Source organism: Lutimonas saemankumensis, from assembly GCF_020171465.1.
GTDB lineage: Bacteria > Bacteroidota > Bacteroidia > Flavobacteriales > Flavobacteriaceae > Lutimonas > Lutimonas saemankumensis.
Genome location: NZ_JAIUZR010000006.1, coordinates 210,134 through 221,950, shown reverse-complemented (window position 1 = coordinate 221,950; position 11,817 = coordinate 210,134). Strand labels below are relative to the sequence as shown.

Genomic DNA, 11,817 nt, shown 5'->3' with positions numbered 1-11,817 from the left:
ATATTTATTCTTAATTTAATCCCAAACTTCTGTTTCCAGCCAGTTAACCGCTTCCCTCAAATAAGAAACATACGAACAGGGAGCGTTATGGACAAGTCCTTCTGCTTCGGCAAAAGTTATGTCAGAGCCTTCAGCAATGTATTCGTCAACAAATCCTCTTGTTGTTTCTATTGGGAACAGGTCATCATCTGTACCGTGAATCACATATACGGGAATATCGATCTTGCTGACGTCTCCACCACTTGGCGGGTTCCTGTAAGAACTCGCCATCGGAATCGAGGCCGAGAATTGATCTCCAAATAAAACAGAATTGAATTCCGCAAAAAACCAGCTTCCGTTACCTCCGTCGCTGTAGCCCATTGACACAACCCTGTCTTTATCTACATCAAACCTTGAAGATACCAGGTCGAGCAAAGCCTGAACCTGAACGATATTTGGTTCCTGATACCAAAATATTCCGTTACTGTTTGGGCTAAGGATAAAAACATCCTTGCCTTCAAAGCCAGGTTCTACAAGACATTCGGTAGAAAGGTGAGCATCCGGTGAACCGGATCTTGCCGCCCCATGAAGGCGTAATACCAATGGCCTTTTATTGGTAGCTGAAGCTCCTTCAGGCACAATCAATCGAAATTTCCAGAAAACTCCTATCTGTAAGGATTCCAGTTCCAGGTCATTTTTACCTTCGGTTATTTCCAAATTATTAAAGTCGTCTATGACATCCTGAGCAGTCCTCACGTCAGGGTCAGGGCCGGGACCAGGACCGGGACCGGGACCGGGACCGTCATCATCCCCTCCGCAACCAGTGAATAAAATCAATAGAATAATGACCAGAAAAGGCCTCGTTTTTAAAATAAATTGTTGCATCTTGATAATTTTAGTTGGTTAAATCTAAAATAAATTTAATGCAACCCAAAATAATTGATGTTAAAAAAAAAAAAGTTGCAAGACTTGCAACTTTTTTTTCTTATCCGGTAAAGAATCTTCCTCGGTCTGAAACGAGGTTCGGCATTTTTTAATTCTGTAATAATTTTTTAATTGCCCTTTTTGAAATCTGCCAGGAATTTAGCCAGGCCTATATCTGTCAGTGGATGTTTCAACAACCCAGAAATAGCACTTAAAGGGCCGGTCATTACATCGGCACCAATTTTTGCACAATCAATGATATGCATAGTGTGTCGCACAGAGGCGGCTAGTATTTCCGTAGTATATCCGTAATTATCAAAAATCAATCTAATTTCAGAGATCAATCCCAATCCATCCGTAGAAACATCATCCAGCCTTCCAATAAATGGAGATACATAAGTTGCACCTGCTTTGGCAGCCAAAAGAGCCTGGCCCGCAGAAAAGACCAATGTCATATTGGTTTTGATTCCCTTATCTGCAAAATATTTACAAGCCTTAACCCCATCCGCTATCATAGGAAGTTTAACAACAATCTGAGGATTTAAAGCAGCTAGAGCTTCTCCTTCTCTGACCATTCCCTCGAAGTCCGTTGCAATTACTTCTGCACTGACGTCACCTTCCACGACATCACAAATTGCCTTATAATGATTGACGATATTTTCAGCCCCGGTTATTCCTTCTTTTGCCATTAAAGATGGATTAGTGGTTACTCCGTCAAGAATGCCTAGTGCTTGGGCTTCTTTAATCTGATCAAGGTTTGCGGTATCTATAAAAAATTTCATGTGGTTAATTTATAATTTTTGCAAATATAATTTAATTTATTCCTCTTAAAATAAATCACCAGATATTTTTTAGGACCTTCTGGCACTGACCAAAAAACATCTACATTACAATTTGCAAAAAAATGAGAAAAATAATCATTCATGGCTTTTCCACTTTTGATTACCTTTAACTCAATTTTTTAATTTCAAATCCCAAAAAGTAAAATCTGTCTATGTTCTGGATAAAACATTTTGATTACCAAGAGGCTGATGCAAGGCTTAAAAAAGTTTATGATCGCGTTAGTGGTCCTGACAAAAACATTGATAATATTTTGATGGCTCACAGTCTTAGGCCCCATACTTTAATCGGTCATATGGCACTATATAAAAATGTTCTTCACAACGGAAATAACAAACTCCCCAAATGGTACCTTGAGACCATTGGAATCTACGTCAGTCATATCAATAATTGCTCCTATTGCGTTGAGCACCACTTTGAGGGACTCAAAAGAATCTGGAATGACAATGCCAAATCTTCGAAGTTCAAATCAGCTCTGGAAAATGAAGATCTGAAATCATTTTTTGAGGAAAAATGGTACTTAGGTTTGTCATACGCCAGAAAGTTGACAAAGACTCCCGCTCAATTGAAGGAATCTGATGTTTTACGATTGAAAGAGCAATCTTTTTCAGACGGAGAAATCCTCGAAATCAATCAGGTGGTAAGCTATTTTAATTATGCCAACCGAACGGTACTTGGCTTAGGAGTAAACACAGTTGGTGACATTCTGGGATTGTCACCAAATGACAACACAAATCCTGACAACTGGTCCCATGTCTAGGGAATTCGGCTTGAAGAATCCATTCTAAAATGCAAATACTATATTACGTTCATTTCTAAAAATCAAACTCAATCCATGGCTAAAAAGGTTCAAAACGAAATCAACATAAACGGGTTCAAACATGTGAAATACGATGCCCTTGAATTTTCAACAAATGAAATGCTCAAGCGCGCTGAGAGCTTTTATCATTTTATGGATAAAAGACGTTCCGTCAGAGGATTCAGCAATAAAGAAGTTCCGAGATCCGTTATTGAAAACATCCTGAAAACAGCATCAACTGCTCCGTCCGGTGCTCATAAGCAACCCTGGACCTTTTGCGTAGTCTCCAATAAGGAACTCAAAAGAAAAATCCGGGTTGCTGCGGAAGCTGAAGAAAAGGAAACCTATGAAAACAGAATGGGGGAGCGTTGGAAAAATGATCTGGCCGCTATGGCCACAGATATGCACAAACCGTTTCTTGAAATTGCACCATGGATCATCGTTGCTTTTAAGAGGGCTTATGAGTATAAAAGCGACGGGACAAAGCATAATAATTATTATGTAAATGAATCGGTTGGCCTCGCCTGTGGAATGCTTATTACCGCTATCCATAATGCCGGCCTGGCAACCTTGACACATACCCCCAGTCCCATGAAATTTCTAACTGAATTATTGAACAGGCCGGATAATGAAAGAGCCTTTTTATTGCTCCCGGTTGGTTACCCGGAAGACCCGGTATACGTACCTGACCTGAAAAGGAAGAGCCTTGAGGATATTTCTGAATTTTATGAATAGAGCCATTGGATCACAACTTATAGTGGTTCATGATCAGCTTTTCGTACATTTTGTCGGGCAAAACCCTTTTGAGTACGATTGAAAATTTCTGCATGAACTCCCCTACCTTATAATGAATTTTTGGGTTCGAACTTTCTATGATCCTTCCAATGGCCTTTGCCATCATTATGGGATCTTTACCTGAGTCAACGTGTTCATTCATCAGATCGAGATTCCTCTGATAGGTCTCGGCATAAGGAGAGTTTTTTATTACAGGGCTGTGGTATCTTCCTGAAGCGATATTTGTTGCAAAATCCCCTGGGGCAACATTCGTGACCTTAATATTAAAAGGTTTCGTCTCCATGCTCAAGGCCTCTGTTATAAGTTCCAAGGCCCCTTTGGTTGAAGAATAGACCCCTCGAAAAGGCAACCCCATATAACCGGCAATTGAAGTCACATTCACGATAAGGCCGCTATTTTGTTTCCTCATCTGAGGAAGCACCGCTTTAATCACTTCAATGGCCCCGAAAAAATTCGTTTCAAAGACCCTTCGCATTTCATCCGTGGGTATTTCCTCAATAGGCCCGGTAATACCCATTCCTGCGTTATTAACCAGGACATCGAGCCTTCCTTCCCTTCCAATGATTTTTTTAATCGCTTCTTCTATGCTTTTCGTATCATGGACATCAAGACGAATAAGTTCAAACTCCTGGTCAGTCTTTTTTGGATTTCTGCTGGTTCCATATACCCTATGCCCCTGGGCAGTTAAATATCTTGCGGTAATGGCGCCTATACCCGAAGATGCACCCGTAATTAAAATAACCTTACTCATGCTGCAAAGATGGCATAAATAAATGAAATTTTTAAATGTAAGCGGGTCTTATTCGTGAAGCAGTTTTTGTTTCGAAAAACAAAAAACGGCAAGCTACCTGCATCACACCGCTACGACCTAATACCTTTGCTGCGTTCCCGCCCTGGAGGATTCAAAGGGAGCTGGTTGTGCAGGACTTGCCGGTGCAAAAATACTACCCTTTTACAATAAAACAAGTTTTTTTGTAACTTTTCATATTCATTATTCACTAATACCTGATGATACGTTATATTAATTATATTTGTGTAAATTAAAATCAAACTTTATGGAAGACCAACCTAAATCAAACGCGAAATCGATCATGCTTAATTACGGGCTTGTTCTCGGCCTGGCCTCGATCATTGTGATGTTAATCAATTATGTTTTCGGAGACCTGTACGAGCCTCACTGGTCCATAATGGTTATTTCACTTGTTATAACCTCAGCGATCATTGTGATGGCGCTGAAAAAGTTCAAAGAAGGAAATTCAGGTTTCCTGAGTGTTGGAGAGGCCATTAAAACAGGCCTTGGAATTTCTCTGGTTTCAGCCATTATTTATTGTGTATATCTCTTAATCTTTTACAATGTAATTGAACCTGATTACTTTACAAATATGATTGAGTTTCAGGAGCAAATGATTGCTGAGAGATACCCCCAATTGACCGACGAACAATTAGAAGGGGCACAGAAAAATGCCGCTATGTTTGCGAGTACTGGACCTAATTTGACAATTACCATTATTGTAAGCCTTTTCTTTGGATTAATTATATCTCTTGTGGCTGGGTTGGTGATGAAAAAATCGAAGGAAGATTAAATAAATTGATAACAATTAAATGGATATATCCATAGTTATTCCTCTGCTGAATGAGGAAGAATCTTTACAGGAATTACATGATTGGATTGCAAAAGTTATGCAATCCAATCGTTTTTCTTATGAAATACTTTTTGTAGATGACGGAAGTCAGGACAATTCCTGGAGCAGGATCACACAATTATCTAAAAACAACAGTGCGATCAAAGGGCTTCGATTTCAGAAAAATTATGGCAAGTCCCAGGCATTGAATGCAGCTTTTAAAGAGGCTGATGGAGACGTCGTGATCACTATGGATGCCGACCTGCAGGATAGCCCTGACGAAATCCCTGAATTGTACAGACTGATATCTGAAGAGGGTTTTGATCTTGTTTCAGGATGGAAAAAGAAAAGATACGATTCAAAAATCCGAAAGAATTTACCTTCAAAGCTATTTAATGCTGCGGCGAGAAAAACTTCAGGCTTGAAGCTACATGATTTTAATTGTGGTTTAAAAGCTTATAAAAATGAAGTAGTAAAAAGCGTTGATGTGTACGGAGAAATGCATCGATACATTCCTGTTCTTGCCAAAAATGCCGGATTTAGAAATATTGGTGAAAAAGTAGTTCTCCACCAGGCCAGAAAATACGGAACGACAAAATTTGGCATGGATCGGTTTATCAATGGGTTTCTCGATCTTATTACCATAAATTTTTTGACCAAATTCGGCAAAAGGCCTATGCATTTATTTGGGCTTTTGGGAACTCTGGTCTTTATTCTTGGATTTTTTGCCTCCTTGTATATTGGCATTACCAAGCTTATCAAACTTTATCTGAAGGAACCTACGATTCTGATAACCGACAACCCTTGGTTTTACATAGCCCTGACCTGCATGATCCTGGGATCCCAACTTTTTTTAGCCGGGTTCTTGGGTGAATTGATATTAAGATCAAAAAGAAAACCTCAACGGTACTCGATTCGTGAAAAACTGAATCTTTAAAACTGGATGAATTTTTGGTTCTTCACTTCATAAACCCTGATCCGTTAGGGGTCGAATTTCAAGACAAAAAGTTTATCTTTGTGTCCTTAAATTTTAATACCCTATGAACAGCAACGAAATAATCAACAAGGCCAAATTATGGATCAAAGCCCCATTTGATCAAGCAACCCAAAATGAAATTCAGGAATTATTAAATTCAGGCTCCAAGGAATTAACCGACAGGTTTTATAAGAATCTTGAGTTTGGAACAGGCGGTATGCGAGGAACCATGGGAGCCGGTACGAACAGAATCAATAAATATACCCTCGGTAAAAACACACAGGGTCTGTCTAACTACCTCCTGAAAACCTTCTCAGGAAAACAGCCCAAGGTGGCCATTGCATATGACTGCAGGCACAACAGCAAGACATTTGCAAAATCAGTGGCTGATGTCTTTTCTGCGAATAACATAATTGTTTACCTGTTCGAGGATTTAAGAGCAACTCCTGAATTATCCTATGCAGTGCGTGCCCTTCAATGTGACGCAGGAATTGTACTAACCGCTTCGCATAATCCACCGGAATATAACGGATATAAGGTTTATTTCAACGATGGCGGACAGATCATTCCTCCTCAGGACGGGGAAATTGTTGATGAAATCAACGAGGTTCAATTTGAAGATATCAACTTTAAGGCAAGGGAAGAACTCATTGAAATCATAGGGGAAGAAATCGATGCAAAATTTGCCGAGGAAGCTGTTGAGAATGCCGCCTCAAAAGATACTAAGGGTCGAGATAATTTAAAAATTGTTTTTACATCACTTCACGGAACCTCCATTACAATGGTACCCCGTGCTTTAGAACTCGCTGGGTTCACTGATGTGCACATTGTGGAGGAACAAAGGGAACCTAACGGAGATTTTCCTACCGTTGAGTCTCCGAACCCGGAAGAGCCTGCCGCTCTTAAAATGGCGACGGACCTTGCGGATCAAATTGGGGCTGACATAGTAATCGGCACTGACCCGGATTGTGACAGATTGGGTATTGCGGTTCGAGATCTTGATAATAAACTTGTACTTCTCAATGGTAATCAGACATTTGCGGTTTTGGTAGATGCGTTGCTCAAAAAATGGCAGGAAGAGGGCAGAATTAACGGTAAACAGTTTGTTGGTTCTACCATAGTTTCAACGCCAATGATTCAAAAAATAGCCACGAGTTATGGTGTAAATACCAAAATAGGCCTCACCGGATTCAAATGGATCGCAAAAATGATCAGAGAAGCAGAGGGGAAAGAAGAGTTTATAGGTGGTGGTGAAGAAAGCTTTGGTTTTATGGTTGGGGATTTTGTGCGAGACAAGGATGCTGTTTCGAGCACCCTTTTGGCTTGTGAGATCGCAACCCAGGCAAAATCCATGGGTAGTTCTGTCTATGCCGAATTGCTGCAACTTTATAAAAAACATGGTTTTTATAAAGAACATTTGATTTCTGTAGTGAAAAAGGGTGTTGAGGGTGCCAATGAGATCCAACAGATGATGTCTGATATGAGAAATTCTCCTGTCACAGAAATTCACGGGGAAAAGGTGAATTTCCTGTTTGATTATCAAACTTCTGTGTCCAAGAATCTATTGACCGGTGAAGAATCAGAGATTGATCTTCCAAAGTCAAATGTATTGATCTATCAAACGGTTGAAGGAACAAGGATGGCAGCAAGACCAAGTGGAACGGAACCTAAAATTAAGTTCTATTTTAGCGTTCATCGACCTCTTGAAAGCATTGGCAATGCCAAACAGGTAGAAGAACTATTGGATCAAAAGATCCAGGAAATAATTAAGGAATTCAAGTTATAAACCGATAATAGGTTATTACTTTCTGGGTTGGCATTTAGTTGCAGCCTTTTAAATAATACAAATGAATTATTTTAAAAAAATCCTGCGTTTTGCTAAACCTTATCTCAGGTATGCATGGCTGAATGTTTTTTTCAACATCCTTTATGCCATTTTTAATGTGTTATCGGTACTTGCCTTTATCCCGGTTCTTGGAATACTGTTTGGAAGAGAGGAAAAAGTTACGGTAAAACCTGAATTTAAAGGCTTAACCGGCATCTACGATTATGTTCAGGATTCTCTTAATTTCTATGTTTCCAACATGATGGAAACCGGGGGTCTTGAACAGGCTTTGCTCTTCATTTGTTTGATCAGTTTTTCCATGTTCTTTTTTAAAAACCTCTTTAGGTATCTGGCGCTTTTTGTATTGTCATTTCTTAGGACCGGAGTTGTAAAAGATCTGAGGGATGCCTTGTACAAGAAAATTGTCTCCTTACCTCTTTCCTATTTTTCAGAAAAGAAAAAAGGAGATACTATGGCAAGAATGTCGAATGATGTCCAGGAAATCGAGGTGTCATTTCTCAATACCCTGGAAGCCATTGTAAGAGAACCTTTGACCATTGTTTTTACCCTCACGTCAATGTTTGCCATAAGTGCAAAACTGACACTTTTTGCCTTTATTCTGTTACCGGTATCCGGAGTCATCATTTCTTCAGTTAGCAAACGACTGAAGGCAAAATCACTCTTGGCGCAACAGGAAACTGGAAATTTTCTTTCTTTTATCGAGGAAACATTGACAGGGCTGAAAGTGATCAAAAGTTTTACGGCCGAAAAGAAAATGGAACAAAAATTCAAAGGCTCAACCCTGAGATTGAAACAATTGATGACAAGTGTCTTCAATAGAACGAATCTGGCCTCGCCGATGAGTGAATTTTTAGGATCTGCAACTATTATTGCCATCTTATGGTACGGAGGAAGAATTGTTCTTCTGGGGGAAGATGAAATGAAGCCTCAGGAATTTCTTGGCTATATAGGACTGTTCTATTTGATTTTAAATCCCGCCAAGGCAATTTCGAAGGCACTTTTTAGTATTCAAAAAGGAAATGCCTCAGCTGAACGGATCATTTCCATACTCGAAACGGAGAATGATATAATTGACCGTGACAATGCCATTGAAAAAGAAAGTTTTGAACACGAAATCGAACTAAAAAATATTAGTTTTAAATACAAGGATGATTATGTCCTTAAGAATTTTTCAATGAAGATTCCAAAAGGGAAATCCATAGCCCTGGTTGGGCAATCCGGTAGTGGAAAATCGACCTTGGCCAATCTCATTCCACGATTTTATGATGTCAATGAAGGAGCGATTCTGATTGACGGCGTATCTGTTAAGGATATAAAGAAAAGAAGTATAAGAGAGTTGATGGGCATAGTAACCCAGGAATCCATTTTGTTCAACGACTCCGTTAAAAACAATATCACACTGGGAGTTGACCATGCCAGTGATGAAGCCATTGAGGAGGCTGCTAAAGTGGCAAATGCTCATGAATTCATTATGGCACTTCCGGAGCAATATGACAATAATATCGGAGACAGTGGAAACATGCTCTCCGGTGGGCAGAGGCAAAGGTTATCGATAGCCAGGGCGGTATTGAAAAACCCTCCGATAATGATTCTTGACGAAGCAACCTCGGCACTCGATACGGAATCCGAACAGCTTGTTCAGTCCGCTCTGGAAAAAATGATGGAGAACAGGACTTCCGTGGTTATTGCACACAGATTATCGACAATTCAAAAGGCTGATCTGATTGTTGTGATGCAAAACGGTAAAATTGTTGAGCAAGGTAAACATTCGGAATTACTCAAGAAAAAAGGAGCCTATTTCAAACTGGTCAATATGCAATCTTTGGCCTGATGAAAATAAAAAAGCTTAGTGAATCGAAAAGAAATTAATGGAAATGGAAGTGAACAATATCCTGGAAAGCCTGAAATGGCGTTACGCATGCAAGAAATTTGATCAAAATAAAAAATTGACCAAAGATCAGGTTGAATTACTGTCAAATTCATTTAACCTGACAGCGACCTCATTTGGCCTTCAGCCCCTTAAAATGCTGATCATAAAAGGCTCAGAACTGAAGGAGAAATTACTCCCTCATGCTTATTTTCAGCAACAGATAACCACATGCTCTCATTTATTTGTGATTTGTATAGATACGGCATTTGACGAATCTTCTATTGATGCCTATTTTGATCTTGAAAAAAACATACGGGGAACAAGTGAAGATATCATCGGCAAGTTCAGGCAACAATTAAAAGATATTTTCAAAGGCAAGTCCAGGGAGCAGATTGACAGATCAGCCATATATCAGGCCTATATCTCTATTGGCACCCTGATGACGGTATGTGCGGATCAAAGAATCGATTCCTGCCCCATGGAGGGATTTAACCCGGTCAAGTTTGATGATATCCTGGAACTGGATAAACTGAATCTTCGATCTGTCCTTTTGCTGCCTGTAGGATACAGAGCAGAGGATGACATCATGAGCGGTATGAAAAAAGTTAGAAAACCGCTGGAGGATGTAATCATTGAAATAGACTAATTCTCAATTACTAATATAAACTTATAACTGAACTTTCTTCACAATGAGCAATACTGAAATCAGAAACCAGGAACCTAAAATACTTTGGAATCATTTTGCAGACATCAATGCCATCCCCAGAGCCTCAAAAAAGGAGGAACGTATCATTGAATTCATGGTCGACTTTGGAAAGAAACTTGGATTGGAGACTCTCGTGGATCCCGTGGGGAATGTAATCATCAGAAAACCGGCCACGATAGGTATGGAGAAGAGAAAAACTGTTGTCCTTCAGTCTCATCTCGACATGGTGCATCAAAAAAATGCTGATACCGATTTTGATTTTGATACCCAGGGAATTGAAATGTATGTGGAGAATGGATGGGTCAAGGCAAAGGGGACCACCCTGGGTGCCGACAATGGTTTGGGGGTTGCGGCTATCATGAGTGTTTTGGCTTCTGACAAAATAGAACACCCAGGTATAGAGGCTTTGTTTACCATCGATGAAGAAACCGGAATGACAGGAGCTCAGGGGCTTCAACCGGGATATCTCAACGGAGAAATACTGCTGAACCTGGACACTGAAGAGGACGATGAAATTGATATAGGATGCGCTGGTGGTGTTGATGTTACAGCCAAAGGAACCTATACTCAAACACAAGTGAATTCATTTTCGGAAGGCTTCAGAATAAATGTTAAAGGTTTGCAGGGAGGACATTCAGGAATGGACATTGATAAGGGCCTCGCCAATGCCAATAAACTCATGAATGGCTTCTTAAAAAAAGTAGCTGACCTTATTGAAATTCACAGTATTCATGGTGGCGGGCTAAGAAATGCCATTCCTCGGGAGAGTGAGGCAATTATCTCTTGTAACAAAGAAAATACTGAGGCTCTGAAATTGGCATATAACAATTACCAATTACAAATTAAATCGGAATACAAAGAGAAAGAACCTGAATTATTATTCAGCATTAAATCTGTTGAATTTCCAGAAAATGCGATGGATTCTAATTCAAAAACAAAACTGATCAAGTCGATTGATGAGGCCATTAACGGGGTTTATAAAATGAGTGAAGAAATTCCTGGTTTGGTTGAAGCTTCAAACAATATTGCCAAAGTCCTCGTGGAGGATGGAACAATTCAAATTTTGTGCCTAACAAGGTCTTCGGTTGAAAAATCCAAAGAGGAAGTTGCCCAACAATTAAGAGCAAGTTTCGAAAAGGCAGGGTTCGAAGTGAAATTATCAGGATCATATCCGGGATGGAGCCCAAATCGAGATTCTGCCATATTAAAAGTTCTTACTGAGCTTTACGAGGAGCTGTTTAAAAGTAAACCCGAAGTTGTTGCCTGTCATGCAGGACTTGAATGTGGAATTCTGGGAACTCACTATCCGGAAATGGACATGATCTCATTTGGGCCTACAATCAAGGGGGCGCATTCGCCTGATGAGAGAGCGAACATAGCCTCTTCTCAAAGATTCTGGATTTTTTTGCAGGAAATACTGAAAAATATTCCTGTTAAGAATTAGTTTTATTTTTTGATTT

Annotated in this window: 11 protein-coding genes and 1 other RNA gene; 8 read left to right on the top strand and 4 right to left on the bottom strand. The window is 39.8% G+C overall.

Annotated elements, in window-relative coordinates; translation table 11 throughout:
• Positions 1–15: 15 nt before the first annotated feature.
• Positions 16–864, bottom strand: coding sequence for a carboxylesterase family protein (locus tag LCM02_RS15265; RefSeq protein ID WP_224931931.1), 849 nt, complete (start codon positions 862–864; stop codon positions 16–18).
• A gap of 167 nt (positions 865–1,031) precedes the next feature.
• Positions 1,032–1,685, bottom strand: coding sequence for a fructose-6-phosphate aldolase (gene fsa / locus LCM02_RS15260; protein ID WP_224931930.1), 654 nt, complete (start codon positions 1,683–1,685; stop codon positions 1,032–1,034).
• Between the two features lie 212 nt (positions 1,686–1,897).
• On the opposite strand from fsa, the gene LCM02_RS15255 reads away from it, so the two are divergent.
• Both LCM02_RS15255 and LCM02_RS15250 read left to right on the top strand, forming a co-directional pair.
• Entirely contained in the window at positions 1,898–2,503 is a 606-nt protein-coding gene (locus LCM02_RS15255; protein WP_224931928.1) for a carboxymuconolactone decarboxylase family protein, read from the top strand.
• 75 nt (positions 2,504–2,578) lie between these two features.
• Positions 2,579–3,277: a nitroreductase family protein gene (locus tag LCM02_RS15250; RefSeq protein ID WP_224931925.1), complete on the top strand. Its 699-nt coding sequence runs from the start codon at positions 2,579–2,581 to the stop codon at positions 3,275–3,277.
• Positions 3,278–3,287: 10 nt separating this feature from the next.
• Here LCM02_RS15250 and LCM02_RS15245 read toward each other — a convergent pair whose 3' ends face one another.
• A complete protein-coding gene (locus LCM02_RS15245; RefSeq protein ID WP_224931923.1) occupies positions 3,288–4,088 on the bottom strand; it encodes an SDR family oxidoreductase in 801 nt (266 codons plus the stop codon).
• Positions 4,089–4,171: 83 nt separating this feature from the next.
• An RNA gene (ffs, locus tag LCM02_RS15240) (signal recognition particle sRNA small type) lies at positions 4,172–4,270 on the bottom strand.
• Positions 4,271–4,392: 122 nt separating this feature from the next.
• On the opposite strand from ffs, the gene LCM02_RS15235 reads away from it, so the two are divergent.
• The 6 genes from LCM02_RS15235 to LCM02_RS15210 all read left to right on the top strand — a co-directional run bounded on the left by LCM02_RS15235 (position 4,393) and on the right by LCM02_RS15210 (position 11,801).
• A complete protein-coding gene (locus LCM02_RS15235) occupies positions 4,393–4,920 on the top strand; it encodes a DUF4199 domain-containing protein (RefSeq protein ID WP_224931921.1) in 528 nt (175 codons plus the stop codon).
• 19 nt (positions 4,921–4,939) lie between these two features.
• The gene (locus LCM02_RS15230) at positions 4,940–5,896 is read left to right on the top strand and encodes a glycosyltransferase family 2 protein (RefSeq protein WP_224931919.1); all 957 of its coding nucleotides are present in this window, start codon (positions 4,940–4,942) and stop codon (positions 5,894–5,896) included.
• A gap of 103 nt (positions 5,897–5,999) precedes the next feature.
• On the top strand, positions 6,000–7,721 hold the full coding sequence (locus tag LCM02_RS15225) for a phospho-sugar mutase (RefSeq protein ID WP_224931917.1): 1,722 nt from the start codon (positions 6,000–6,002) through the stop codon (positions 7,719–7,721).
• Positions 7,722–7,782: 61 nt separating this feature from the next.
• Positions 7,783–9,612, top strand: a complete 1,830-nt coding sequence (locus LCM02_RS15220; RefSeq protein WP_224931914.1) for an ABC transporter ATP-binding protein — start codon at positions 7,783–7,785, stop codon at positions 9,610–9,612.
• A gap of 37 nt (positions 9,613–9,649) precedes the next feature.
• Positions 9,650–10,297, top strand: coding sequence for an NAD(P)H-dependent oxidoreductase (locus tag LCM02_RS15215; RefSeq protein ID WP_224931912.1), 648 nt, complete (start codon positions 9,650–9,652; stop codon positions 10,295–10,297).
• Between the two features lie 43 nt (positions 10,298–10,340).
• The gene (locus tag LCM02_RS15210) at positions 10,341–11,801 is read left to right on the top strand and encodes an aminoacyl-histidine dipeptidase (protein WP_224931910.1); all 1,461 of its coding nucleotides are present in this window, start codon (positions 10,341–10,343) and stop codon (positions 11,799–11,801) included.
• The last annotated feature ends 16 nt before the right edge of the window (positions 11,802–11,817 follow it).

Excerpts from the sequence above, each read along its gene's own strand:
- LCM02_RS15265 (WP_224931931.1), bottom strand. The coding sequence starts at position 864 with ATGCAACAATTTATTTTAAAAACGAGGCCTTTTCTGGTCATTATTCTA.
- fsa (WP_224931930.1), bottom strand. The coding sequence starts at position 1,685 with ATGAAATTTTTTATAGATACCGCAAACCTTGATCAGATTAAAGAAGCC.
- LCM02_RS15255 (WP_224931928.1), top strand. The coding sequence starts at position 1,898 with ATGTTCTGGATAAAACATTTTGATTACCAAGAGGCTGATGCAAGGCTT.
- LCM02_RS15250 (WP_224931925.1), top strand. The coding sequence starts at position 2,579 with ATGGCTAAAAAGGTTCAAAACGAAATCAACATAAACGGGTTCAAACAT.
- LCM02_RS15245 (WP_224931923.1), bottom strand. The coding sequence starts at position 4,088 with ATGAGTAAGGTTATTTTAATTACGGGTGCATCTTCGGGTATAGGCGCC.
- LCM02_RS15235 (WP_224931921.1), top strand. The coding sequence starts at position 4,393 with ATGGAAGACCAACCTAAATCAAACGCGAAATCGATCATGCTTAATTAC.
- LCM02_RS15230 (WP_224931919.1), top strand. The coding sequence starts at position 4,940 with ATGGATATATCCATAGTTATTCCTCTGCTGAATGAGGAAGAATCTTTA.
- LCM02_RS15225 (WP_224931917.1), top strand. The coding sequence starts at position 6,000 with ATGAACAGCAACGAAATAATCAACAAGGCCAAATTATGGATCAAAGCC.
- LCM02_RS15220 (WP_224931914.1), top strand. The coding sequence starts at position 7,783 with ATGAATTATTTTAAAAAAATCCTGCGTTTTGCTAAACCTTATCTCAGG.
- LCM02_RS15215 (WP_224931912.1), top strand. The coding sequence starts at position 9,650 with ATGGAAATGGAAGTGAACAATATCCTGGAAAGCCTGAAATGGCGTTAC.
- LCM02_RS15210 (WP_224931910.1), top strand. The coding sequence starts at position 10,341 with ATGAGCAATACTGAAATCAGAAACCAGGAACCTAAAATACTTTGGAAT.